The following is a 26,755-nucleotide window of genomic DNA, read 5'->3' on the forward strand; positions in this document are numbered from 1 at the left end:
ACTAAGATCTTAAACGAATAAGCGAAATAAAATTGAAAAGGGGATTTTATAATGAACAAAGTAGCCTATAGTGATGCTTACCTTGTAGATAAAGCCAAAGCACTTGTTCCAAAGCTGAAGGAAAGAGCTAAAGAAACGGAAGAAATTCGCAGAATTCCTGAAGCAACCATAAATGAATTAAAAGAAGCTGGACTTTTCAAGTTACTTCGTCCACAAATTTATGGCGGCTATCAAACGAGTATGAGAACCTATTCTGATGTTATTGTTGAAATTTCCCGCGGCTGTGCTTCAACAGGCTGGATTCTATCACTTTGTGCTATTCGAGAACTGATGGTGGCGGAATCATTTACGGAAAAAACGCATCAAGAAATATATGGAGAGAATGAGGATAATGTTCTTTTCGCAGGAGTCTATGAACCTAGAAAATGTATTGCCAGAAAAGTTGAGGGTGGATATTTAATCGAAGAAGGTTTCTGGATGTTCTGCTCAGGATCACTTCATGCGACTTGGGGATACTTCGGAATGGCAATCAGGGATGATGGAGGAAACCTCGTAGATCAAGCCTTAATGACACTTCCTTTCGAAGAATTAGAGATTATGGATGACTGGCATGTTATGGGGTTGAAGGGTACAGGAAGTAACAGCGTAAAAATGACGAACGTCTTTATTCCAGATCATCGAGTTGTTTCATTTGCCGATGTATTGAATGGACAATTTAAATCAGATCATCTCAGGGATATACCTTTATATAATACAGCACTTTTTCCAGCTCTAGCTTTATCACTTGCATTGCCAGGATTAGGATTGGCCAAGGCAGCATTAGAATTTTTCCAAGTAACGCTTCCAAATCGAAAGGCTGCCCATATTGGTGTAGAAAATTTAGTAGATTCACCTACTCTACATTCTTTACTTGCCGAAGCTGCGTTGAAAATTGACACCGCTTCCATGCATTACTACCGTGTGGCCGATGAATTAGATGCTTGGGCTGCCAGCGGTAATTTCATGGATAAGCCAGCACGAGTGAAGGCACTAGCAGATATCGGTTATGCCAATCAAGTAAGTAAAGAAGCACTCGATATTTTAATTCTTGCAAGCGGTTCTGGTTATGTATATGAAGGTCATCCGCTGCAAAGGATTTTCCGTGATTTTTGGACGCTATATTCACACAGAACGCTTTCACCTTTAATCACCAAAGAAAATTATGGTCGCGTTCTATCCGGTTTAGAATCGAATGCACTAAGGTATTAGAATGCTGCTAATCTACCAAAAAAAATCTTAATCAAGAAGAAAGGAGACTGTATGGAAACGATCTATATAAACCGTGATACTTTAGCAGATTGGCAGGGAAAGGCAAACGCATGTGTAATGGCCCTTGGTTTTTTTGATGGACTCCATTACGGACATCGAGAAGTAATTAAAACAGCTTTACGGAAAGCGAAAGATAAGGGTGTATCGCTCGCAGTTATGAGTTTCTTTCCACATCCAAAGTCTGTCCTAACTAATGGGGAAAAACAAATTGACTATTTAATCCCCCTTTCTGTTAAGGAGAAAATTCTTCGGGGGCTTGGTGTCGATACGTTTTATATTGTTGAATTCACTAGGGAATTTGCCGCACTATCACCTGAACAATATGTTAAAGATTATCTGGTCAATCTAGGGGTTATCCATGCAGTTGCTGGTTTTGATTTTACTTATGGCTCTATGGGAATCGGAAATTTAGAGCGTTTGAAGAATGATTCCGGGGGAATCATTGATGTGACAAAGGTGGAAAAAGTAGCATGCCGTGGCGAGAAAATCAGCTCTACCAGCATACGTGAAAGATTAGTTGCAGGCAATGTAGAAGAACTGCCAGATTTTCTTGGCTGTTTGTATGAAGTAGAAGGAATGTGGGATGGTCAAACCTTTAAACTGAATCCATTCTATACACTTCCTGCCCCCGGAAAGTATGCGGTAACCATTAGTATGGGAAATTCATCTATGCCTACAGAAGTGATTGTGGAAGAAAAATCTCTCAAACCTGTTTCAGAACTGCCGCTATATATATTTGGGAGGCTATCGATTGTTTGGCATCAGCGTATCTCCGAGGAGGCTCCCTCTTCTCGTCCTATTTTAAAAGTTGGAGGATTAACTCTATGAATAAATGTAAAGATTTTCAAAAGCTGCTTCATGAACCAGGTTCCTTTATCCTTCCTGGTGCCTATGATGCGATGTCTGCAAAATTAATAGAAGAAATTGGCTTTAAGGCGATTTACGCAACGGGAGCTGGTATATCCAATGCGCAGCTTGGCTGGGCTGACGTTGGACTTACTTCTCTAAAGGAAGTGGTTGATATTGTTGCAAGAATGGCCGACGTTACAAATATTCCGATTGTAGTAGATGGAGACACTGGGTTCGGTAATGCGATAAATGTCATTCGGACTGTAAAAGAGTTTGAACGCGCAGGTGTCGCAGCCATTCAGATGGAGGATCAGGTATCACCAAAGAAATGCGGTCATTTTAACGGAAAAGAAGTCATTTCTAAGGAAGAAATGGTAGGGAAAATCAAGGCTGCCTTAGATGCCAGGAAAGATGAAAATCTCGCGATAATGGCACGCACTGATGCAATTGCTGTCAATGGTGTGGAAGACGCGATAGACAGGGCTTTTGCCTATTACGAAGCAGGCGCCGATATTATTTTTGTAGAAGCACCAAATACAGTTGAACAATTACGGCAAATTACAAGTTCACTAAAAGGAATCCCGCAGGTTATTAATTTAGTAGAGGGCGGCAAAACTCCGCTAATTTCCTTAAAAGAAGCAGAAGAAATCGGTTTTAAAATCATGCTGTGTGCAAATACAGCACTTCGCTCCGCCATTAAAGGGATTACTGAATCCTTAAGAATTCTTAAAGAAGAAGGCTCTCAGGAAAATCTATTACCTTTAATTTGTACCTGGGAAGAAAGACAATCTCTTTTCAAACTGGGTCAAATCAAAGAGTGGGAAAAGAAGTATTTAAATATATAAGGAGGACCAAAAAATGGAGAGAGAATTGGATTATGACATTGTAGTAATTGGCTGCGGTGTGGCTGGAACAGCAGCAGCTTTGTCTGCTGCGGAAAGTGCCAAGAAAGAAGGAAGGAATTTACGAATTGCAATCTTAGAACGTACAGATTACGATCATCGAGGCGGAAATTCAAGGTGGACAGCGTCTTATATGCGAATGAAGAATATTGATGAAATAGCAGACAACTTTGTTGAAGATATGATGGCGTTCTCAGATCATTTCTCCGATAGGGAGTACATAGAAACGCTCGCAGATAACGCGGGCAGTACACTAAGGTGGGTCGAGGAAAAAGGGGTAGAATTCGATTACCTGCCAACGATGTTTTTAACTGCTTCAAGACCGCGGCTGCTTCCAGTCGGCGGCGGCCGGGCAATCATTGATACATTATCACGCCGTGCTGGCGGACTAGGTGTTGAGATTATTTATGAGGCAACTGCATGGAAATTACTACTTGATGATGAAGGTGCGATAAATGGAATTATGGTTCGGGTTAAGGGAGGAAATTCTCTTCAGCTGAAAGTAGGCGCAGTTGTTCTTGCTGCCGGCGGATTTCAGGGAAATCAAGAGATGATGGCAAAGTATGTTGGCAGGGATGCACATAAAATTCGAACCGTTGCTGAAGGTGGCCTTTACAACAAAGGGGAAGGTATTCGGATGGCGATGGCAATAGGGGCGAAGGGAGCGGGTCAGTTCGATGCCTTTCATGCCGAACCAGTTGACCCTAGAAGTAAGCGGGAAGAAGCAGCCGTTATGACCTACCCTTACGCGATTTTGGTTGACAAAAATGGCAACCGTTTTGTTGATGAAGGATTTTCCACTGTAGATGAGCAATATGAAGCGGTAGCCCGCAAAATCTTCTACGATCTCCCTGACCATATCGCCTATATGATCAGTGACCAAAAAATGTATGATATTCCGAATTATGAGAGAGCAATAGAAACGGACAAACCGGCGATTGAGGCAGATACATTAGAGGAATTAGCAATGAAAATTGGGGTGCCTGTAGATCAGTTGACTGCAACGGTAGAAGCCTTCAATGCAGCTGTACAGCCAGGGGAATTCCACTGGGATAAGAAGGACGGAAAACAGGCTGTTGGGATTACACCGGCAAAATCGAACTGGGCCATAACAATCGATAAGGCGCCATATGTTGCCTACCCAATTGTCTGTTCCAATGTTTTCACTAATGGCGGCTTAGCTTCTGATACGAATGGCCGGGTTTTATCACAGGATGATGATGTAATTCCAGGATTATACGTTGCAGGTGAAACAGCTGGTCTTTATTATGGCAAATATCCAGGCGGCACATCCGTGCTTCGCGGCCTCGTGTTTGGTAAACGTGCTGGTGAGCATGCAGCTTCTTACGTTAGCAGTGATAAAAAACTTAGTGTGTAAAGAAGGGGTGATTATCGTTGGAGTTAAAAAATAAAGTTGCATTTGTAACTGGCGGCGGCAGAGGGATTGGTCGGGAAACATGTATACTCCTAGCAAAGCAGGGGGCAAAAGTAGCTGTTTTTTCTCGAAATCTAACAGAAACTTCGGAAGTGGCAGCTTATATTAGGGAAGAGCTAGCTGGCGAAGCCATCGCACTTTCTGGTGATGTACGCTCTGAGGAAGATGTTAATAAAGCAGTTCAGGAAACGGTAGAAAAACTAGGAACGATTGATATTTTAATCAATAATGCCGGTGTCATGCTGCTAAAGCCATTCGACCAAACGACAGTTGAAGAGTGGGACTTTGTCCAAGAAATCAATACTCGCGGTGTATTTTTATGTACGAAAGCGGTAGTACCGCAAATGAAAGAGAAAAGAAATGGTGTCATTATTAATCTTTCATCCATTTGGGGAACAAAAGGCGGGCCGGACAGAAGTGCCTATATTACCTCGAAATTCGCGGTAATTGGATTTTCCAAAGCATTAGGTGAAGAGTTAAAACCGTTCAATGTTAGAGTAAATGCGGTCTGCCCAGGCCCAGTTGACACAAAGATGATGGAAGATATTGCACCAGATGCGAACAAAGATAATTGGCTGCATCCAATTGACATGGCAACTGTAATAGTTGATTTATGTCTGCCAAAAATGAAGGCCGTATCCGCGACAGTAATCGAGGCATTTGGGAATGGAAGACCAGTAAATTTATAAACAAATATGTTGATAGAAAAGGGGAAAGAAAATGGAAAACTTTACAACAGCAATTGAATCAAAAAATATTAGCTTAGCCTTAGCAAATAAAATGCTCGAAGCTGCATTAGCAAAGGGACAAGAACTAGGAATTCCGTTTAGTATTGCCATTGTCGATAAGCCTGGAAATTTAAAAGCATTTTATGCGATGGATGGTGCTCCAGTTCTAAGTCTTGATATCGCTCAAAATAAAGCATTTTCTGCTGCAGCCTACAATCGTGCAACACATGAATGGTATGACAGACTAAAGGATGATCCACCTTTAATGCATGGTATTGTTCATACACCAAGATTAGTTATCTTTGGCGGTGGGTACCCAATTAAAATCAATAACGAACTTATTGGTGGAATCGGCGTGAGCGGAGGCCATTATTCACATGATATGCAGGTTTGTCAAGCCGGTCTAGAAGTGTTAAAAGCTTTTGAATCTGGGGAGTGATGGCAGATGGATTGCTATGAATTGATCATATTAGGCGGAGGACTGGCAGGAATGTGTGCTGCAGTGGAGGCTGGGGAGCAGGGCGTTAACGTCCTTCTGCTTGAAAAACAGGATGAACTTGGCGGCAGCACGGTCCTCAGTTCAGGGTATATGGCATTTGCAGGTACGGATATGCAGGAGAAGGCAGGAATAATCGATTCTACTAAATCCCTTTTGGCTGACATGGTGGAAGTTGGCGGTGGAGTAAATGAAAAAACACTAGTAGACGCTTATGGCAAACAACAGTTAGAAACCTATCATTGGCTGGTTGACCACGGTATCGAGTTCAGATCGTTGGAAGCGGTAAGTGGTCATAGTGTTCCACGTGGGCATATTATTGATCCTCATCAAGCAATCCAGTCCTTATACCGAAGGGTTAAACAGTTACCAAACGTGACAATTTGCTTTAATGCTCCAGCACGAAGACTACTTAAGAATGCTGAAGGTCGGATTGATACGGTATTATACGAGGCCGAAGGTGCAGAGAAAAAAGCGCTCGCGACTAAAGGGGTATTAATTGCCTCTGGAGGGTTTGCTAAAAGTGAAGAGCTGCTTGGTCATTTTGCACCGCAATTAAAGGGGGCATTAAGGATTGGTGGTGCTGGGAGCCACGGTGACGGTATTCGGATGGCTTGGGAACATGGTGCATGGGTCCAGGATCTGCCGTATTTAAATGGAACGTACGGTTTCCATCCAAGTGCAGCAGGAGCGGTTAAGTCGCAGGGATTGGCTTTTTACAAAGGTGCAATTATGGTTAATCAGTTTGGTAAGAGATTCGTTAATGAGTCTATTTCTTATAAATTATTAGGTAAAGCAGCTTTCGAGCAGCCGGAGCAGATTAGTTATCAGGTTTGGGATCAGACCGTCATGGATAAGAGTGTATTTGATGATCCCCTCTATGACTTTGAATTGTTAAATAGACGCCGACTGCTATACAAGGCTGGTACCTTGGAGGAATTGGCAGATTGCATTGATGTTCCAATAGAAGTATTGGAAGATACCATTTCTAGATATAATCAAGGCGTTCTTAACGGAGAAGATCCAGACTATGGCAGAAATTCTTTGACACATAACTATGGAAAACCAACACCAATTGAAAAAGCCCCATTCTATGCATTCGAATCAACAGTCGCTATGCTGGCAACCTATGCAGGTGTGTCTGTCAATGCTGAAGCCAAGGTAGTGAATTCTTTCGGTGAGCCGATTCCGGGATTGTATGCAGCGGGAGAAGTAACTGGCGGATTCCATGGGGCCGGATACATGACGGGAAGTTCGTTGGGGAAGGCAGCGGTATTTGGACGGGTTGCTGTTCGGCAGGCATTGTCTGAGAACGCAGTTGTTTGAGAATGATAGATTGGGCGTAACGCAAATATAATTTGAGAAACGCAGATATAATTCGATACAATACAATTCCATAAAAAGGAGGTCTTCTGTATGAAAATTTGGCATCAAAGTCTTACAACTATTGACCGGGTTCCCCATTATCGGGATGCAATCATCAAACATGTAAGCAGGATTGCTCGCCAGGATGTCGAGGTGGTTTTACATGGTATGTCGGAAGAGACATATCCTTCCCATTACCCTGGGATCTTTATAACCCATTCCTACCTGCAAAATCTCCACCGGGAACAGTTCGTACGAGCTGCTCTTACAGCTGAAAAAGCCGGGTACGATGCAATGTTCATTGCAACCATACCGGACGTAGGGCTTCTGGAAGCACGTACGTTGGTAGATATTCCTGTAGTGGGGTATGGTCAAGCCTCCTTCCATATGGCATCCATGCTTGGGGACCGTATAGGAGTAGTAAATTTCCTAGCTCCATTAGCAGATCAACTCCGTCAGAATGCTGACAAGTACGGATTAGGAGGAAAACTTGGTCCAATCGTTCAAACTGAGGTGGGCTTTGACGATATTATGGCCGGATTCAATGACCCTGAGCCGATCATTGAATCCTTCAAAAAAGCAGCGGAGCTGGCTATTGCAGATGGAGCCGATGTAATCATTCCAGGAGAGGGTCCAATGAATGTCTTTTTAGCGACACATGGAATTTCTAGAATTGGCGATGTGCCAGTGGTTGACTCCTTTGCGGCTGGAATCAAGATGTGCGAGTCACTTGTAGATTTGCGCAAAAATTCCGGTGTCTATATGACCCGTCGTGGATTCTACAATGCAAAGCCACCTGTTGAGGCAGTGGAAAGACTAAGGGAAATGTACGGACTCATACCTTCTCCTAATCCTAAAGACGACAATGGGCTATCCGTTACAGGGATAGGAGTTTAAAACGAAAAAGTGAACAAATAGAGAGGTGAAATTAAGATGCACATAGTTGTATGTCTTAAACAGGTTCTAGACCCGGAAATTACACCAAAATATTTTAAAATTGATCCCGAGACGAATCGTCCTGAGAATAGTGACACTGACTTTGTACTAGATTCATTTGCGGAGAATGCGCTTGAACTAGCTGTTCAACTTCGTAATAAGGTTCCTGGAGCTACTGTAACAGCACTTTGTCTAGGTGATGAGGAATCGGAGGAGGTACTACGCAGGGCACTCGCCTTTACTGCGAATGCAGCTGTAAGGGTGTGGGATGAAGAATGGGAGAATTTAGATGGACAGGCTGTTGGCCATATTCTAGCACAAACCATTAAGTCCTTAGGAGGAGCAAAACTTGTGCTGACAGGGTACCAAGCAAGTGATATCGAGGAAGGTCTTGTTGGACCTGTTATGGCTGAAGAATTAGGAATTCCTTGCGTAACACTTGTTTCAGACCTTGAGGTGGAAGAGAATAGTGCAAAGGCTACTGTTGAAGTTGAAGGTGGATATGCTGTTGTCAGTGTTCCATCTCCTGCTGTATTTACCATCATAAGCTCTGAGACAAACGTTCCAAGGCTTCCGAAGGTCAAGGATATTAGACTTGCGAGAAGTAAACCCATTGTACTATTAGAATCAGAAGATCTTAATCTTGATCCTGAGCGTTGTCAACCAGGTGTTAAGCTAGAGCGGGCATACGTCCTGAATAAGGAAGTTGCTTGCCAGGTCTTGCCTGGCAATGATGGCGCAGAACTTGCTAGCGAATTAGCTGACCGGCTTTTTGCTCTCAAGATTATATAGGGGGAATTCAACTATGTCGAGAATTCTTGTATTTGCAAATCAACAGGGGGATGGCTTGAGTTCAGGTGCCAAGGAAGCTCTAGCATTTGGCAGTCGCTTGGCTAGTTCCACTGGAGGTGAAGTTCGTTCTGTCACACTTGGACCTTTTGCTGAGACTGGCGCTAAGGAAGCAATAGCCAGTGGGGCAAGCATCGCTTACACCATTTCTAATCCTTTGCTAGCTGAATATGATGTTGAACTGTTTGTTAACAGTATCCATACAGTTTTTCAACAGTCTGGAGCCGATATCCTTATCCTGTCCTTCGACAAGATGGGTAAGGATTTAGTAGGCAGATTAGCTACACGTAATTGCGCATCTGCTATTACGGAAGTAGTTGATTTTCATACCAGCAATGACAAACTAACATTGGTTCGCCCAATCTATGGAGACAAGGCATACGGGGAATACACTACTACCCGTTCTAAGGTGGTAGTTGGTATCCGTCAAAAGAGTCAGGAGTTAGCGGAGTTTGACGAGACAGCAACAGGTGAAATCATTCCAGTAGACTATTCTCCTTCAGAAGAGATAATTGTAACGAAATTAGTTGTTAAGATTCAGTCGGCTTTGTCAGATATTCGGCTCGAAGATGCGTCAATTATTGTTTCTGGTGGACGAGGTATCGAAGGTGCTGAGGGCTTCAATATGCTTCAAACACTGGCAAACTTACTGGGAGGTACTGTTGGTGCTTCGCGAGCAGCCTGTGATGCGGGCTGGGTTCCTTCTAATCTTCAAGTGGGGCAGACTGGTGCAGTTGTAGCTCCAGACCTTTATATTGCAGTAGGCATTTCAGGTGCCAGTCAGCATTTAGCAGGTATTACAAATGCAAAAACTGTTGTTGCCATTAATACAGACGTTGAGGCTCCAATCTATAAAAGGGCAAATATTGGAGTCGTAGCTGATTATAAAACTGTCATTCCTGCACTAACTGAAAAGTTAAAAAAAGTGCTAATATAAAATAATTAAAGGGTTCCGTTTTCGGGTGCTTTCTTATTAAAAGACACAAGAAAAGACGTATGAATTGCATACGTCTTTTTCTTTATTTATCATTTGATTAAGCACCCAATCTGATAAATAGGCGGAAAAATTCCGCTAATTTAGTAAATAGCTTTGAAATTAGCTTAATTAGACGGAGAGATTCCGCCTATTTGCTCGAAAATCGTTAAAAGGGGAGATTTTGCTTTCCATAGTCGGAAAATCTCCCCTTATATACTCCGATACGAGCTCCAATATCCAACTAATCGGAAAATCTCCGCCTATAGCAATTGGCAGGGTGGTTGTTTTTATTATTATGTCTTTATTTTTGTGCCAACATGTCAATGAATAATTTAGCTTTATGTGTCAAGTTCAGTTTTGCACTAGAAGAGATGTAAGCCGCATTATTTTTTTTATTGATTTCTAATACATATTTCTCCAGGAATGTTAATGCTTGCTTTTCAGACCCTTTTTCCAAATGGTGTTGTGCCTGTTTGAGTGAATTTTCTAATTTGGAAGCTAACGGTCCAGTTAATTCATTATTTGCTACATATTCTGCCATTGTTTCTTCCAAAACTGAAAACAATCCTGGTGTTGAAAGATTTGGAATAGGGACCTTTGCCCAATCAGTATCACTTCCAAAGTAAAAGCTTGTATAGGAAGGCTGATTATATGTTGTACTTTGTCTAGCTACTTCTGCACGGTATTGGGCATCATGCATTAACGTATACAATTTGTGGTTAGTAACCTCAGTACTTGAGTAAATACGAATCGCTGAACTATCTTCGGTCCTTACTAGAAGTTCTTCTCTCCAGTCACCAAAGATATCTGCAACTAAACTTGGGTTGCCCTTTGTACCGTTATTGGTTCTTGTGCCCTCAGCTGTAAGAACTCTGCCTTTTTTCCAATCATCAATGATGGTGGTACCGTTACCTGAACCATTCACAATTTGAGTGGTCAAATCAGCAGCCCATTTAATATTCATATTTGTGCCAGGTGATGAGTTACTAATTTTGTTTCATCGGCGCTCCACAATCCAACGGCCCAAGTTTCTAAACCAGGATGTGTTGGATCAACGTCACCAACCATTCCTCGTCCTGTATCCTTGCCGGTGTAGCCTCCATAAATAATATCTCCTGTTTTAGCATCCCGTAATGAATAGCCATAAGGTGCCCATGCAGCGCCTTCATGGACCATAAAGATTTCCATTCCCGGCCTGTTTGGATCGATATCTGTTACGTGCATCGCGTCTCCATGGCCAAGTCTAGCAGTTGTTCCAGGTGCTGCGCTTTCTGGAGGCATTATATCCATTGAACTGTATAACAAGGAGCCATCATCATCAATGGTCGCACTTCCGTAAACGATTTCTTGTTTGCCATCTCCATCTACATCAGCTGCACTCAGGGAATGTGCCCCTTGTGTTGTCAGGGTGCCAAATTCCGGATCAGTCCCGTCTCTGCCATGCGGACCATCATTAAATGGATTACTCATTGGGGTCCAGCCGCTATCAACAGTCCAATTTTCTTTTAGTTCTTTACCATCCCAGCTATATGTAACGAGATTGGCTCTTGTGTAATAGCCACGGGCAAACACGGCGTATGGCTTTTCTCCATCAAGATACGCGACATTTGCAAGGAACCGGTCGACACGGTTACCTGGTTCAATTCTAGACATTGCATAGTCGCCCCACATTAGGCCATCATCATGTCTGCCTGGTTTGTAATCGATCGTATCCATTTCTTCGCCTGTTTCACCATTGAAGACCGTTAAATATTCTGGACCCTCTAAAATAAAGCCTTCAAATGCTCGTAAATTATTTCGTCCGCTTCGACTTGGTGCATATGTATCCATGAAATAATCTGTTAAACTCTCAGCATCTTCTTTTGATAATGGATAGTTGTATTGTTTATCAATACCAAAGGCTTCTTCAAGCGTGCTTGGCCAATTTCCGTTTACCACTTCTTCGTGCTGATGCCAGCTCAAAAACATGTCAACAACATGGTTATAATAGTCTTCGGTGCTCATTCGATAATCATCTTCGTTGCTATATCCAGCATCGATGTCTTTTTGAGGCATTGTAATAAACTTTTCAGAGGTGACATTTCCTTTATTATCAAACTTAACAATTTTAGTGCCAGGTGCAGTTTTGAACATTATTTCGGATTTGCCATCCCCATCAAAGTCATAAACTAAGAACTGTGTATAGTGCGCACCAGAACGAATATTAACGCCTAAGTCTATCCGATATAAGAGTGTCCCATCAAATTTATAACAATCAATATAGGTGTTACCGGTGTATCCTACCTGTGAAACATCCTTAGAGTTAGAGGGATCCCACTTAACAAAATACTCATATTGCCCGTCCCCATCAACATCACCGACGCTCATATCATTTGCAGAATAGGTATAACTCTCTCCTGCGGGAGTCACACCATCAGCTGGTTTCTTAAGATGTAAATCAACATAGGATTGCTTCCATGGAGTAATAGAAGTACTTTGATCCAGCTCTTTTCCATCTAAAACGGAACGAACATAATAGCGGGAATCGGAGTCCCCATCTTGATCTACAAAGTTGGTGCTGTCTTTTACACTTGCAATCAATTTACCATCACGATATACATTGAAGTTGACACCAGTTAATCCTGTTTCAGAATGACCTTTCGCTTCATTCGCTAATAATCTCCAGCTTAGGAATACTCCCTCAGAGGTTGATGCGGCAATTAAACCTCTATCGAGATATTCTAATTGGATGCTAGGGGCAGTGCTAAAGCAGTGGATAGTACCTTTTTTGTAAATGTCTTCTTCAAATTTGTTATCCTCCTTCATTTTTTAATACGGTTCTTCATAAAAGGCTGTGTTAAAGGTAAATTTATAATTTTAGAACTCTGTTGATTTGTGCGGAAGGCGCGAGACTCCTCGAAAATGCTATCACATTTTCTTCGTGCGTGGGCGGATTCGAGGATGTAAATCAATGTCCTGCAGGAGGACGGGACAGGGGAGACCCCTCAGGCGCTTTGGCGTCGAGGAGGCTTCCCGAACCGCCTGCGGAAAGCAAAGCGACTGGAGCACAAATCAACAGCCCAATTTAACACAGCATCATAAAAAAAGAATGAACACGCTTACAATATTATATTTTAAATATTCCGAATACCAAATGTAATAATCAGTTCTCTTTAATAAAAAAACAGTGATAAGAGTTAGAAAAACCGCGGAGTATGTCTATTTTCATAGCCTAAATGACCTGCTAGACTACTATTTGGATGTTCTTCATCAAATCAAAATGAAAAACTGCCCGTATAGAACGAAAGTGAAAACACTGTTTTTTAATAAATAAAAACTGAATTTTACATTAAATACTTAAATTAGTTTAAATATAATGAAACTGTATACCCTGGAAATCTTTTTTTAAAAATTTACCTTACCAATCTTTACTACATAAGAGGAGGAAATCATAAATGCTTAGACTTGAAATTGAACAGAAAATTGAGCTCTTGATTGATAACTTAATTAACCTAAATGATCCAGACGGGAAATACGCTATACCGCTTGCTGATGGAAGAAAAATTGATAATAAGAGCTTTAACTATTGGGAATGGACAGCGGGTGTAGGCCTTTATGGAATGATGAAATATTATAAATTAACCAAAAAGGAAGAAGTATTAACTATTATTGTAAAGTGGTTTAATGATCAATTTAAAGAACTACCAGTCGAAAAAAATGTTAATACGATGGTACAAATGTTAACGCTTGCATATTTGTATGAAGAAACAGGGAATCCAACCTATCTTCCATATTTAGAAACCTGGGGTGACTGGCTGTACCACGATATGCCAAGAACAAAGGATGGCGGCATCCAGCATGTTGTTTTTGGTAATGAGAATTATCAGCAACTATGGGATGACACCTTAATGATGAGCATTCTGCCTTTAACGAAAATTGGTTTATTGTTAAATAAGCCGGAATATGTGGAAGAGGCAAAAAAACAATTCTTAATACATATTAAGTATTTATTTGATAAGAAAACAGGATTGTGGTTCCATGGTTGGACGTTTGAAGGAAATCACAATTTTGCTGAAGCTCTATGGGGACGTGGTAATTCATGGGTAACCATTGCGATTCCTGAATTTCTGGATTTAGTAGAATTAAATGAAAAAGATCCCGTTCGTCAAATCCTGATTGATACGTTAGAAAGACAATTAGAAGCACTTGAAACGTGCCAAAATGAAAACGGTTTATGGCATACCCTGCTGCTCGATCCTACCTCCTATGTTGAGGCATCCTGTACAGCTGGTTTTGCTTTTGGAACATTAAGATCGGTCCGTAAACGATATGTTGGAAAGAAATACATGGATATGGGATTAAAGGCCATTAAGGCTGTTATTGAAAATATTGATGAAACTGGAGAATTACAGCATGTTTCAGCTGGAACGGCAATGGGGGAAACACAAGAATTTTATAAGCAGATTCCTGTCACAGCGATGCCGTATGGACAATCAATGGCGATTCTATCACTAGTAGAATACTTACATTACAGAATATAAAAGAAGTATAGGTGGGGATGTAAATGATGAATATTGGAATTAGAGCACATGATATTGAAAACCTGCCATTGGAAGAATTAGTACAAGAAATTGCTGGTAAAGGGCTTACATCCGTTCAGTTGGCTTTAAGTAAATCCTTAGGGAACGTGAATACGGAGACAGGTAGTTTAAGTCCAGGATTTGCTCAGTATGTTAGAAGTGTATTCGCAAAGCATCATGTTCAGATTGCAGTATTAGGCTGCTATATTAATATAATTCATCCGGATTTAGAAGAGAGAAGAAAAGGGATGGAGCGCTTTAAAGAGCATATCCGTTTTGCCAGGGAATTTGGCTGCAGTATCGTTGCAACTGAAACAGGAAATGTAAACGCGGAGATTTTCTATACCGAAGAGAACTTCAAAGAAGAACCTTTTTTAGAAGTGGTTGAAAGTGTCCGTGAACTGGTTAGGGAAGCAGAAAAATTCGGAGTAATTGTGGGTATTGAAGCAGGGATTAACCACCCTGTGTACTCGCCGAAAGTAATGAAGAGACTCTTAAATTCTATCAATTCAAATAATCTACAAGTAATCCTTGACCCGGTAAATCTATTAACAATTGATACGTACCAAAACCAAGAAGAGATATTTCAAGAAGCCATGGATTTATTTGGTGAAAGAGTAGTCATCCTCCACGCAAAGGACTTTATCATAGAAAACAACCAACTAATACCAACCGCAGTTGGTAAAGGACTATTAAACTATGAGTATATTTTGAACGTTGTAAAAGAGAAAAAACCATTTATAAACATCCTATTAGAAGAAACAAAAGAACCTTTTATAGATGAAAGTATTGCTTTCTTAAAAGAAGCCTGCGTTAAGGCTGATTATTAATTTTGCCACCTGTTAATTGGAGCCAAAGGTGCGAGACTCCTGCAGGAGTAAGGGGCAGGGGAGACCCCGCAGGCACTTTAGCGCCGAGGAGGATCCCCGGACCTCCTGCGGAAAGCGAAGCACCTGGAGTGGAAATCAACAGACCAATTTTACACAGCAAATAAAAAATTCATTTAAAAGAGGGGGCACAACAATGAATAGAATTGTTGTTTGTGGTTTAAGTAATCGAGCATTAGGAATGTTTATTCAATCAATCGTTCATCAATTTGGTTCAAATAATCAAGTGGTAGGAATACTTGATACCGACCCGCGAAGAATAGAAATCTGCAAGGATAGTTTTTCTGAATTAAAATCTGTCCCTTCTTACAATCCAGATCAATTCCAACAAATGATTGACGAAACGAATCCTGACACAGTCATTGTAACAAGCAGAGATGATACCCATATTGATTTTATACTACAAGGATTAGAGAATAACTTAACAGTGATTACAGAAAAACCAATGGTAACAAAAGCGGAAGATGCTAGAAGAGTAGTAGAAGCAGAACAGAGAAGTAAGGGGAAAGTAATCGTCGCCTTTAACTATCGTTACAATCCGTATCATCGAAAAATAAAAGAACTGATTCTAGAAGGAAAAATCGGAAGAGTCACTTCCGTAGACTTAAATTGGTATATTGATACCTATCATGGCGCCAGTTACTTTAAAAGATGGAACCGCAACCGAAATTTTTCAGGCGGTTTATCGATTCATAAATCCACTCACCATTTTGACCTAGTCAATTGGTGGCTTGATCAGAATCCAGAAGAAGTATTTGCATATGGAGCCTTAAATTACTTCGGTAAAGAAGGAGAATTTAATCCAAGCCAAACCGACAACCGTTATTGTAGTACATGTGATGAGAAACTATCGTGTGCATACTATATGCGCTGGTCAAACCGTAGAAATAATATAGCCGTTAAAGACGACCATATTAAAGCTGATAGCATAGAGAAGTCGGCCCAAAATTATACCCATTATCGTCCTGATTCCTGTATCTTTGATCACGAAATTGAAATCGAAGATACATATGTAGCGACAGTTAAATATGACAAAGGTGCATTCTTAAGCTATTCCGTAAATTTCTCGCTTCCATATGAAGGATATCGGTTAGCGATTAACGGAACAAAAGGAAGAATAGAAACGACCGAATTCCATGAACCAAGCAGGATACCATTTTCTGTTCCAGAACAAACAATTGAGTTCTATCCATTATTTGGCGGGGCAAAAGAGACCATCAATGTTCTCCAAACTGGAGGAGGACACGGCGGTGGAGACCCTGTATTGTTAGAGGACCTTTTCATGGGTGTAGATCAGACTCGCTCTTACTCCATTTTAGCGGGTGCAGAGGCAGGAGCATACTCAATTGCAGTTGGTGAAGGTGTATGGCGTTCCGTGAAAGAAAATAAGCCAATGAAGATTAATGATTTATTAAAAAATAATGTGGAATTTTCTTTGCCAAAGGCTATTTTATAGAGCTCATGGTTACCGTTGAAGCAGAAATATCAAGGTACAGGGAATCAAAGAAGGATTTTGATTACCGTTGAATTAGAAAAATCATGATAGAGGGAATCAAACGAGACTTTTGGATCCAAATAAAGGAGGAAATGTATGCCACAGTTAGTGCTTGAAGAAAACAAGGTATCTCAGGCAATTGATCGGGTTGTTGAAAGAACATTTAATATGGATTTCAGTTGGGATTGGCCAGGAGGAGTTGCTTTTTTTGGTGTAGCCGAAGCATATGAAGCGACCGGGGAAGAGAAATACCTTCAAAAGATTAAGGATTGGGTTGATTCAGAATTAGAGGATGGGCTGCCAAGGTTAACGGTAAATGCTTCCTCGATTGGTCACGTCCTATTAACGCTATACAAAGCGACTAATGATGAAAAGTATTTAGAGACAGCTATAAAAATGGCAGATTATCTGCTTCATGATGCCGAGCGGTTTGCAGATGGAGTGTTGCAGCATACTGTAAATGGCACGAAATATCAATTCCCAGAGCAGGCTTGGGTCGATACCATGTTTATGGCCGGATATTTCCTTTTGAGAATTGGGCACATGTTAGAAAGGGAAGATTATTTTAACTTTGGATTAAAGCAATATCATGGCCATGAAAATTTTCTTCAGGATGATAGGACGAACCTGTATTATCATGGCTGGGATAACATCGCCCAAAATCATATGTCCAGTATTTTCTGGGCACGGGGGAACAGCTGGGCTGCTTATACAATGGCTAGAGCACTAGAGCTTATCGAGGTTCAGCATCCATCATTTATGGTGATTCAGGGTTCGTTGCGTGATCAGTTAAGTGCATTAGTAAGATTACAATCAGATTCAGGACTTTGGCATACGATTGTAGACGACCCGGACTCTTATTTAGAAACTTCAGGCTCAGCCGGGATTGCTGCAGCACTGTTAACGAGTGGGATATTATACAATAAATATACTCAAAAAGCTCTTGAAGCCATTCTTAGCCAAATCAAAGAAGATGGTTCCGTTATGGGAGTTTCTGCAGGAACGGCTGTAATGTATGATGCCGATGGATACAAAGAAGTCCCTTATAAACGTGTACAGGGATGGGGACAAGGATTAGTACTTGCATTTTTGTCATTATTAATAAAAAGAGAAAATAGACAAGAATAAAAAATAACCTGTGGAAAATCTGGATGTTCCACGGGTTATTTTTAGGTAGGACACCTTAAAGGTACGAGTTTCATAGATTAACGAATAAATGGAGGGATAATGTTGAAGCTTTCCAATGTAGTAATTAATGGTGATTCCACCATCTCCCTGCCTACAACGATCACCACCCCGATCAGGCATGCAGTGGACATGATTATGAAAGATCATGAAAAGGTATTTGGAAAAACGCCAAAACTCTGTTCCCCAAACACGGAAGCTGCCGATATATTCATTCGATATGCCGCTCATGAAGAGGAATGCCCACAAAGACCAGAAGCCTACGGTTTTCGGTTTACAGAAAATAATGGGAAGTGTTCATTCCAAATCATTGGCTATGACGATTTGGGAATTATCTATGGGTTACTTCATTACAGTCATCAATACTTAGGCGTGGATCCTTTTTGGTTCTGGGCGGATTTGCACATTAAACCCAAACCTGAGGTCCATATACCAGCTGTAGAGTTTAACTCCCCGGAAAAAAAGGTGAAATACCGTGGCTGGTTTGTCAATGATGAGGTCTTTCTGATTGGATGGAAGGAAGAATACCCTCCATCAAAAGAGATATGGTATCCCGTTTTCGAAGCATTATTAAGGTGCGGAGGGAATATGGTGATCCCCGGTACCGATCTCCCGAAAAATGGCATTCATGCGGATTTAGCAGCGGAAATGGGCTTATGGGTTACCCATCATCACGCTGAACCTTTGGGTGCAGAAATGTTCTTAAGGGCATTTCCAGGAAAGAAACCTAGCTACAAACAAAATCCAAAGTTATTTGAGTCACTATGGGAAGAAGCCATTGAGAAACAAAAGAATGAGAAAATTGTCTGGGTACTTTCGTTTCGCGGACAAGGAGATGCCCCTTTTTGGCAGTACGATCCAGAATTTGATACACCTGAAAATAGAGGGGCTATGATTTCAAAGGTTGTGCATAGGCAATATGAAATGATAAAGAACTCCGTTGTAAATCCTGTCTGCTCCATGGCTTTATATGGAGAAATATCCGAATTGTACAAAGCGGGACATGTGAAGGTACCTGATGGTGTTATTAAAATATGGGCTGATAACGGGTATGGAAAAATGGTGACCCGGAGACAGGGAAATGAAAACTACCGGATTCCTTCTCTTCCAGCAGCGAATGAAACAGGGGAGCATGGCCTTTATTATCATATAACTTTCCATGACCTCCAGGCTTCTAATCATTTAACGATGTTTCCATCTCCGCCAGAACTGATAAAAGAGGAGCTTGAAAAGGCGTTTGATGTTGGTGCGCTATCCTACTTGCTGCTTAACAGCGGCAATATCCGTATGCATCTTTACCCGCTGGATATTGTCCGTGAATTATGGAATCACGGCACAATCAATATAGAAAAACATTTACAAACATATATTGAACGTCTTTACACAACGCAAAACAAAGAAATTGCAAAGCTTTACAAAAGATATTTTGAAAATACTATTTTCTATGGTCCAAATTCAGATGACAAGGCAGGAGATGAATTTTATCACCATCCTGCAAGGAAGATTATTGGACATTGGCTTCAGGGGAAATCAAATATTCCGATGGAAAGACTGTACTGGGCCACAGGCGAAATTTCTTTTACCGATCAAGTGAATTGGTTCTTGGAAAAGTGTGAAATTGGTTTAGCACATTGGGAAGAATTTTTAACTCAGTGCAGGAATCTCTCTATGAAGCTGCCAAAAGAAGACCGTAAACTTTTCTCCGATCAGCTAATTTTGCAAGCGGAATTACATGCCTTCGGATGTAAAGGTTTTATATCCCTTTGTAACGCCTATATTTCTTTTACCAAAAATGATAATCCGCTTGCTTTTGTCTATGCATCGAAATCAATCGATCATTACAAGGATTGTAAACAAGCATTAAAACGTGCAGAGCATGGAAAGTGGGAGAATTTTTATCGTGGTGATTGGTTAACAAATATTGACAGTACCATTTATTCTCTGGAAGCACTGCGTAAATTTCTACGGATGCAGGGAGACAGCCCTGATTTCTTTTTATGGTACAAAGAGTACCTAATGCCGGAAACGGAAAAATACATTTATTTGGAGAATACTCACCGAAATCCTTTGTCTGATGATGAACTGGCACGAAGATTAGCTGTAAAGTTTCTTCACGAATAAGGATTAAACAATATATAAAAGGAGGGGATAATATTGACGAATATATTCTTAGCTGGTGACTCCACCGTTGCGAGTTGTCCGCGAAATGAGGCGCCAATGGCCGGTTGGGGACAAGAGTTTCAATCCTTTTTTTCAGAGGATTTAAAGGTTCATAATTTTGCAAAAGGTGGAGCTAGTACCAATACGTTTATTGAAATAGGGTATTTAGGTATTATACTAGAATTCATTCAGCCCAACGATTACCTGTTTATTCAATTTGGACATAACGATCAGAAATCGTTCGGTACCCAGCCCTTTACAACCTATCAAACTTATTTAACGGAATATGTAAACGGTGCACGGGACAAAGGTGCAATCCCGATCTTAATTACTTCTGTTCACCGAAGAAATTTTGATGAAGAGGGCCGAATGGCAAATACTCTCGGGGACTATCCAAAATCAATGATGCAATTAGCAGAAGACCTGGATGTCCAGCTTATTAATTTATGGAAAAAAACAGAAAAGCTTTATCAATCATTAGGACCTGAAGGCTCGAAACAATTATTCACTTGGTTTAGTGCAAATGAAAATCCAAATTACCCTGATGGAATTCAGGATAATACCCACTTTTGTGAGCACGGTGCAAAGGAAGTTGGCAAACTGGTAATCGAAGGAATAAAAGAATTGCAATTACCTATTGCCCAATTTATTAAGGTATAGATTGATAGAAACTTATTAAAATGAGGTGAAATAGATGAGTAAGAAATTATATCATGGCGCTGCGTACTACCCAGAGCTATGGGATGAAAAAGTAATCGAAGAAGATATTGTCGAAATGAAAAAGACCGGTATTAATGTAGTCAGAATCGGAGAGTTTGCCTGGGCATCGATGGAGCCTGAAGAAGGTAAGTTTGACCTTAGCTTTTTCGCAAGAATGATTAACAAACTTTATGAAAATGGTATTGAAACGGTCATGTGTACGCCGACACCCACTCCTCCCATCTGGTTTTCTCACAATCATCCAGAACGGATGTATGCGGAAGCTGAAGGAAAGGTAATGGGGCATGGCTCAAGGCAGCATGCCTGTACCAACCATCCTTATTTTAGAGAAAGAGCAGGACTTATCACAGAACATATCGCAAAAGCATTAGGAAGTTTGCCAGGTGTAATCGGGTGGCAGCTGGATAACGAGTTTAAGTGTCATGTCAGCGAATGTATGTGTAATACCTGTAAAGAATTATGGCATATTTGGTTAGAGGAGCGCTATGGAACGATTGAAATTCTTAATGAAGAATGGGGAACAAAAATTTGGAGTGAATATTATCATAGCTTTGAGCAGGTGCCACAGCCAGGGCCGGCACCATTCTTACACAATTCTTCACTGAGTACTATGTATCAATTGTTTTCAATGGAAAAAATTGCAGAGTTTGCCGATGAGCAGGCTGAAATCATCCGGAAATATTCTAGTAGCCCAATTACCCATAATAGCTCCGTTTTTTTTAGTGTGGATAACGAAAGACTGTTCCAAAACCTAGATTTTGCATCTTTTGATACGTATGCAACCATCGATAATTTTCCAGCTTACTTGATTAATAGTGACCTGTGGAGAAATTTAAAAAAGGACAGACCTTTCTGGGTAATGGAAACAAGTCCATCCTATGCGGCATCACTCGCCAGCTATGCGGGCCCACATCCAAATGGTTATTTAAAAGTGGAAGCAGCCGCCGCTTATGCACTTGGTGCAGAAGCCTTTTGCTATTGGCTTTGGAGGCAGCAGCGTTCGGGCTGTGAACAGCCGCATGGTTCTGTCCTCAGTGCCTGGGGTAAACCTACTATTGGGTATCAAAATGTCATAGAAGTAGAAGCCATGCGAAAGGAAATTGAACCTTTTATCATATCGACTAAACCAAGTCAGGCAGATGTCGCAATCACCTATTCCGATAGGTCTAAGGTTTTCTTAAAGACAGAACCACATCGAAGCTTAAATCATCGCGGATTAATTACAGATTTTTACAAACGTATTTTATCAATGGGAATACATCGCGATGTGATTCCGGAAGGTTGTGACCTTGAGGGTTATAAAGTACTATTCACTCCATTTATCCAATATTTATCACCTGAATATATTGCCCGGGCACGACAGTTTGTTGAAAATGGCGGGATTTGGATTGCAGGACCATTAACAGGCGGCCGAACCGAGAACCATACCGTACATACTGACAGGGCATTAGGAGAACTTGAAAAAACAGCTGGTGCTGAAGTATTATTTACCTTCCCTTTAGATGATACAGGGACAATCGGACGTGCTTTCGATATCTCTGCTCCATTAGGATTGTGGAGTTCAGTTATGGAGGCAGATTCCAATCAAGCAGTCGGCATTATTGAAGAGGGACTTGCTAAAGGGAAATCATTTATCACAGAGCATAAGCTTGGTAGCGGAAAAATGGTCATGCTTGGCTCGCTGCCAATGGGTGAGACGGGGGATCTGTTACTCAGAAAGTTGTTTGAGCACTACTCGCAGGAAGCTGGTGTTACACGGAGAACGGATGTTTCAGAAGGGACTATCGTTGCTCCACGCCAAGGATCAGGTTATTCTATCTGGTTTGTAATTAATATGGACGGTAATGGCGGAAGTGTTACCATTCCCCAGACAGCGATAGATTTGCAGACGAATAGTGTAGTAGAACCAGGAAAGCTGGAGCTTGGAAAATTTGAATATAAAATAATTCAATTCAATCAATAGTGAATTTATAAAGGAGGAATCTCTTATGATTCGAAAAGCATCTGTTATGAAAGTGTTCGAAGGATGTCATGAAGAATATAAAAAACGCCACGATGAATTATGGCCGGAAATGGAAAAGGAATTAAAAAATCATGGCGCTCATCATTATTCCATTTTTCTAGAAGAGAAGACCAATAATCTGTTCGCATATGTAGAAATTGAGAGTGAAGAAAAATGGAGTGATATGGCAAAAACAGAGATTTGCCAAAAATGGTGGGACTATATGAAAGATATTATGGAAACCAATGCCGATAATAGCCCCGTTGCAAACGAATTAAAGCAAGTGTTTTATTTAGATTAAAATAGTCCCACTTTTTAAATAATATAGATTCCGAGAAAAGCCCTCAAGAACCATAGAGGGCTTTTTGGATTTGTACGTACATGTCTGGTGTTAAATTTATAAAGTAAAAATTTTCACTATTTTCTATGAAAAAGGATAGTTAAATGATAAAATCGAATTAATTTCATACGGACAAGTTAACTCATTTTTATACTTTATAAATTTGGCTACGCTTACAAGAAACGGAAATTTTTGAAAAAAAACAATCGGAGACTTACTCTATATGATGAAGGTACTACAACGGCTAAGGAAGCAGTACTTGAATTTAAAAATTAAATACAAACTTTTCTTACTTGTATCATGGATTATGGTTATTTCATTTTCTTTTACCTTTTTCGGATTAACATATGCTTTTCAAATTTACGATGAGCAAATTTATAGTAAGTCCTCACAAGTTTTAAGTACATCCTCTAATAGTATTGAGAGTGAATTAAAAGATTTGGAAGACCTATCCTATAATATTTTGACAGATCCCCAAATTCAACAATACTTATCTTCAATAGGTAAAGATAGTACAGAATATGATAAATTTCGTATGCGTAAAAACGTGTTGGATAAGCTGCTTGGCTATGCAAATAAGGAAGAATATATCCAATCAATTAATTTAGTTGATGTTAATGGAGAAGAGTATGTCGTCGGCCCGAGGACCCTAAAACTGACTCAACATCAAAAAGCGGATATTACCAAAATGGCATTAAAGGCTAATGGCAGTAATGTTTGGTTAAATCCAGAAAAAAATGATTATATATTTGCTACAGCACGAGAAATTAGACAGTTTCGAAACTTAAGCTTTGACAACCTTGGTACAATCATCATTTATCTTAATATGGACAAACTTGTTGCGAATATTTTAGAAGGATCTAAAAAGAGAGATGGTGAATTCTTAATCGTTAGACAAAGCAATATTATTTTTCCGAAAGAAACAAACTCTCTATTCAAAGAAGCAGCAAATTCGTTAGATTCTCAGAGATTAGCATCAGGTTATCAAATAAAAAAAATTGATAATAAAAATTACTTTCTTGTACATATTAAATCAAACTATTTCGATTGGGGTTACCTGAATGTTATTCCCTTTAATCAAATCTTTGAAAATATCAATAAGGTTAAAACATTTTTAATCATCATATTTATTCTGTTGTTTGTTGGAGTCACGATAGTTGGTATCCGATTTGCCAGAAACATTACGATTCCTTTGGAAAATCTTGTAGCGGGCATGCAATTTGTGAAAGTGGGGGACTTTAAAGAAGCAAGAAAAAAAGTAATTAAAACCTCGATTTTGCAGGATGATGAGGTGGGTAAACTCCAGCAAAATTTCCAGACCATGATCCAACAAATTGATGAACTGATAAATGAAAATTACTCTAAGCAGCTAACGATTAAAGAGACTGAGTTTAAGGCGCTGCAGGCCCAAATTAATCCCCACTTTTTATACAATACGCTAGAATCCATCAATTGGTTAGCAAAAGGCAATGGGCAGACACAAATTTCTAGAATGGTAGAATCCCTAGGTTTTTTGCTGCGTAATTCAATTAGCCTAAAGAAACCGCTCATTACCATTGAAGAGGAGCTTACTATTGTAAAAAATTATGTGGTTATTCAGCAATACCGATTTGAAGAAAGATTGGATTTTCACATGGAGGTTGATGAAGATATAGTAGGATTCTATATTCCGAAGTTGACGTTGCAGCCTCTTGTAGAAAATGCCATTCATTATGCATTAGAGCCCAAGATAGATCCTTGTAGAATTAGTATTTATTCAATCGTAAATAAAGAAGCTATTAAACTAATTGTAGAAGACGACGGACCCGGAATGGAATCTGCTTTTATAGAAAAGTTAAAAAAAGGAGAAGTGAAAACCCGTGGACAAGGTGTTGGCTTATCGAATATTGATGACAGAATAAAATTGTCTTATGGGGAGAAATACGGAGTAAGTATTGAAAGCGAACACAATAAAGGAACGAAAGTTATCATTGTTTTACCTTTTGATAAGGGGGAAGACCATGTATAAGGTATTGTTAGTAGATGATGAAAGAATCATTACCGAAGGAATGTCAAAGGTAATTAATTGGGAATCAATTGGGACAGATTTAATTGGTACGGCAAGAAACGGTATAGAGGCCTACAAAATAATCGAGCAAAACAAACCAGATATTGTGATTAGTGATATCAAAATGCCTGGTATGAATGGTCTTGAGCTAGTTGCAAAGGTTCATAGCGTTTTTCCTGAGATACGATTTATTTTGTTATCAGGCTTCAGTGAATTTGATTTTGCAAAACAAGCCATGCAATACGGCGTGAAGCATTATCTATTAAAACCTTGTAATGAGAATACGATAATGGATGCAGTTTCGGAGATTTGTGAGGATATTAATCAAAAACAAAAGAGGGATCAATTTATCCATAAAATGAAGGGAACTCTCGAAAGTGTTCTTCCCTATGCTAAAGAACAGCTGCTTAAAGAGTTTATTACCAATCATTATGAAAATAAAGATTTAGAGTATTATCAAAACCTTTTTAATATAGATTTAAATACTCCAAAGGTTAGGCTCGTTTTATTCCAACTAGAGGGGAAATTTGAATTTGAGCACATGTTTGCAATCAAAAAAATTGCTGAACAAATCTTTGATTCATATATGGTTAGTTGTTCGGTAGGGGAAACCATATTATTTCTAATGGAGGATTATTGTAACTACCCTAAACTTTACGCACAAATTGAAAAAATTAAAAAAACATTCTATCAATATTATCAAATTGATTCTACTGTTGCGATTAGCGAATCAGGGAAAATTAGTAATGCCAATAAATTATATAATGAAGCTCTCGATTGTTTAACGTATCGTTTTTATTTAGGGGAAGGGGGCATCATTACAAAGAAGGACATTGCCTATCAAAATCCTTCAGATGAATCAGAATTCTATTATGATGATCAAACCTTTTGTCGATTAGTAAAATCAGGCTCCTGGACAAATGTAAATAAAGAAATATACACATTTTTTAATCAATTAATAGATTTAAGGCTCGATATCAATACCACAAAGTCTTATGTTATCCAATTATTTAATACCATGATACGGTTATGTGAAGCTAAAGAAATGAATATGTACTTAACAAAATTAACGTTTCTATTAGAAATAGACACGATTCAAAATTTAAAAACCTTTTTTGAAAGCGTTGCCCAAGAAATTACACTTTCATTTTTTGAACTCAATAATAATAAACATTCAACGATTATTAATAAAGTCATCGAGACGATTGATCAGTATATTGGTAATCAAAATTTATCTTTACATTGGGTTGCTAATGATATGTTATATATGAATGCTGATTATCTAGGGAAGCTATTTAAGAAAGAAACAGGTGAAAAGTTTTCAAATTATATTACGAGATTAAGAATTGAATTGGCTATTAAATTAATAGAAAAGGAAAATGATGTAAAGGTTTTCGAAATTGCTGAAAAAATTGGTTATGGTGAAAACCCTCAATATTTTAGTCAGGTATTTAAAAAACACACTGGTTTTACTCCATCAGAATACAAGAGAGAATCCTTACAAGGATCTTAAATA

At 39.7% G+C, this 26,755-nt stretch carries 20 protein-coding genes and 1 pseudogene; 20 read left to right on the top strand and 1 reads right to left on the bottom strand.

Annotated features, from left to right (window positions below; genetic code table 11):
• Nucleotides 1-51: 51 nt before the first annotated feature.
• From QNH48_RS09840 to QNH48_RS09885, 10 genes are all read left to right on the top strand, one after another.
• Entirely contained in the window at nucleotides 52-1,248 is a 1,197-nt protein-coding gene (locus QNH48_RS09840) for an acyl-CoA dehydrogenase family protein (RefSeq protein ID WP_283954726.1), read from the top strand.
• Between the two features lie 51 nt (nucleotides 1,249-1,299).
• Nucleotides 1,300-2,136: an FAD synthetase family protein gene (locus QNH48_RS09845; RefSeq protein ID WP_283954727.1), complete on the top strand. Its 837-nt coding sequence runs from the start codon at nucleotides 1,300-1,302 to the stop codon at nucleotides 2,134-2,136.
• On the top strand, nucleotides 2,133-3,002 hold the full coding sequence (locus tag QNH48_RS09850; RefSeq protein ID WP_095249292.1) for an isocitrate lyase/PEP mutase family protein: 870 nt from the start codon (nucleotides 2,133-2,135) through the stop codon (nucleotides 3,000-3,002). The genes QNH48_RS09845 and QNH48_RS09850 overlap by 4 nt, the downstream gene beginning before the upstream one ends.
• A gap of 13 nt (nucleotides 3,003-3,015) precedes the next feature.
• Nucleotides 3,016-4,437, top strand: coding sequence for an FAD-binding protein (locus QNH48_RS09855; RefSeq protein WP_283954728.1), 1,422 nt, complete (start codon nucleotides 3,016-3,018; stop codon nucleotides 4,435-4,437).
• Nucleotides 4,438-4,454: 17 nt separating this feature from the next.
• Nucleotides 4,455-5,183, top strand: coding sequence for an SDR family NAD(P)-dependent oxidoreductase (locus tag QNH48_RS09860; RefSeq protein ID WP_283954729.1), 729 nt, complete (start codon nucleotides 4,455-4,457; stop codon nucleotides 5,181-5,183).
• A 31-nt stretch (nucleotides 5,184-5,214) separates the two neighbouring features.
• Entirely contained in the window at nucleotides 5,215-5,661 is a 447-nt protein-coding gene (locus QNH48_RS09865; protein WP_283954730.1) for a GlcG/HbpS family heme-binding protein, read from the top strand.
• Between the two features lie 6 nt (nucleotides 5,662-5,667).
• Nucleotides 5,668-7,044 (top strand): FAD-dependent oxidoreductase, encoded by a 1,377-nt coding sequence (locus QNH48_RS09870; RefSeq protein ID WP_283954731.1) that lies wholly within the window; start codon nucleotides 5,668-5,670, stop codon nucleotides 7,042-7,044.
• 90 nt (nucleotides 7,045-7,134) lie between these two features.
• Nucleotides 7,135-7,980 (top strand): aspartate/glutamate racemase family protein, encoded by an 846-nt coding sequence (locus QNH48_RS09875; protein WP_283954732.1) that lies wholly within the window; start codon nucleotides 7,135-7,137, stop codon nucleotides 7,978-7,980.
• Between the two features lie 36 nt (nucleotides 7,981-8,016).
• Nucleotides 8,017-8,811 carry an electron transfer flavoprotein subunit beta/FixA family protein gene (locus QNH48_RS09880; RefSeq protein WP_283954733.1) on the top strand — a complete coding sequence of 265 codons (795 nt, stop codon included), beginning with the start codon at nucleotides 8,017-8,019 and terminating at the stop codon, nucleotides 8,809-8,811.
• A gap of 13 nt (nucleotides 8,812-8,824) precedes the next feature.
• A complete protein-coding gene (locus tag QNH48_RS09885; protein ID WP_283954734.1) occupies nucleotides 8,825-9,805 on the top strand; it encodes an electron transfer flavoprotein subunit alpha/FixB family protein in 981 nt (326 codons plus the stop codon).
• Between the two features lie 340 nt (nucleotides 9,806-10,145).
• Here QNH48_RS09885 and QNH48_RS09890 read toward each other — a convergent pair.
• A pseudogene (locus QNH48_RS09890) lies at nucleotides 10,146-12,649 on the bottom strand (rhamnogalacturonan lyase).
• Nucleotides 12,650-13,278: 629 nt separating this feature from the next.
• On the opposite strand from QNH48_RS09890, the gene bglB reads away from it, so the two are divergent.
• The 10 genes from bglB (at nucleotide 13,279) to QNH48_RS09940 (ending at nucleotide 26,752) form a co-directional block, all read left to right on the top strand.
• On the top strand, nucleotides 13,279-14,364 hold the full coding sequence (gene bglB, locus QNH48_RS09895; RefSeq protein WP_283954735.1) for a beta-galactosidase BglB: 1,086 nt from the start codon (nucleotides 13,279-13,281) through the stop codon (nucleotides 14,362-14,364).
• Between the two features lie 26 nt (nucleotides 14,365-14,390).
• The gene (locus QNH48_RS09900) at nucleotides 14,391-15,233 is read left to right on the top strand and encodes a sugar phosphate isomerase/epimerase family protein (RefSeq protein WP_283955730.1); all 843 of its coding nucleotides are present in this window, start codon (nucleotides 14,391-14,393) and stop codon (nucleotides 15,231-15,233) included.
• A gap of 193 nt (nucleotides 15,234-15,426) precedes the next feature.
• A complete protein-coding gene (locus QNH48_RS09905; RefSeq protein WP_283954736.1) occupies nucleotides 15,427-16,746 on the top strand; it encodes a Gfo/Idh/MocA family protein in 1,320 nt (439 codons plus the stop codon).
• A 135-nt stretch (nucleotides 16,747-16,881) separates the two neighbouring features.
• A complete protein-coding gene (locus QNH48_RS09910; protein WP_283954737.1) occupies nucleotides 16,882-17,913 on the top strand; it encodes a glycoside hydrolase family 88/105 protein in 1,032 nt (343 codons plus the stop codon).
• 99 nt (nucleotides 17,914-18,012) lie between these two features.
• On the top strand, nucleotides 18,013-20,091 hold the full coding sequence (locus tag QNH48_RS09915; RefSeq protein ID WP_283954738.1) for a glycosyl hydrolase 115 family protein: 2,079 nt from the start codon (nucleotides 18,013-18,015) through the stop codon (nucleotides 20,089-20,091).
• 33 nt (nucleotides 20,092-20,124) lie between these two features.
• Complete coding sequence (locus QNH48_RS09920) at nucleotides 20,125-20,790, top strand: rhamnogalacturonan acetylesterase (RefSeq protein WP_283954739.1); 666 nt, start codon at nucleotides 20,125-20,127, stop codon at nucleotides 20,788-20,790.
• A gap of 34 nt (nucleotides 20,791-20,824) precedes the next feature.
• Nucleotides 20,825-22,813 carry a beta-galactosidase gene (locus QNH48_RS09925; protein ID WP_283954740.1) on the top strand — a complete coding sequence of 663 codons (1,989 nt, stop codon included), beginning with the start codon at nucleotides 20,825-20,827 and terminating at the stop codon, nucleotides 22,811-22,813.
• Between the two features lie 25 nt (nucleotides 22,814-22,838).
• On the top strand, nucleotides 22,839-23,153 hold the full coding sequence (rhaM, locus tag QNH48_RS09930) for an L-rhamnose mutarotase (RefSeq protein WP_283954741.1): 315 nt from the start codon (nucleotides 22,839-22,841) through the stop codon (nucleotides 23,151-23,153).
• 262 nt (nucleotides 23,154-23,415) lie between these two features.
• Complete coding sequence (locus QNH48_RS09935) at nucleotides 23,416-25,200, top strand: cache domain-containing sensor histidine kinase (protein WP_283954742.1); 1,785 nt, start codon at nucleotides 23,416-23,418, stop codon at nucleotides 25,198-25,200.
• Nucleotides 25,193-26,752, top strand: coding sequence for a response regulator transcription factor (locus tag QNH48_RS09940; protein ID WP_283954743.1), 1,560 nt, complete (start codon nucleotides 25,193-25,195; stop codon nucleotides 26,750-26,752). Before QNH48_RS09935 ends, QNH48_RS09940 begins: the two co-directional genes overlap by 8 nt.
• Nucleotides 26,753-26,755 lie beyond the last annotated feature (3 nt).

The sequence above is a fragment of the Neobacillus sp. YX16 genome (assembly GCF_030123505.1).
GTDB lineage: Bacteria > Bacillota > Bacilli > Bacillales > Cytobacillaceae > Neobacillus.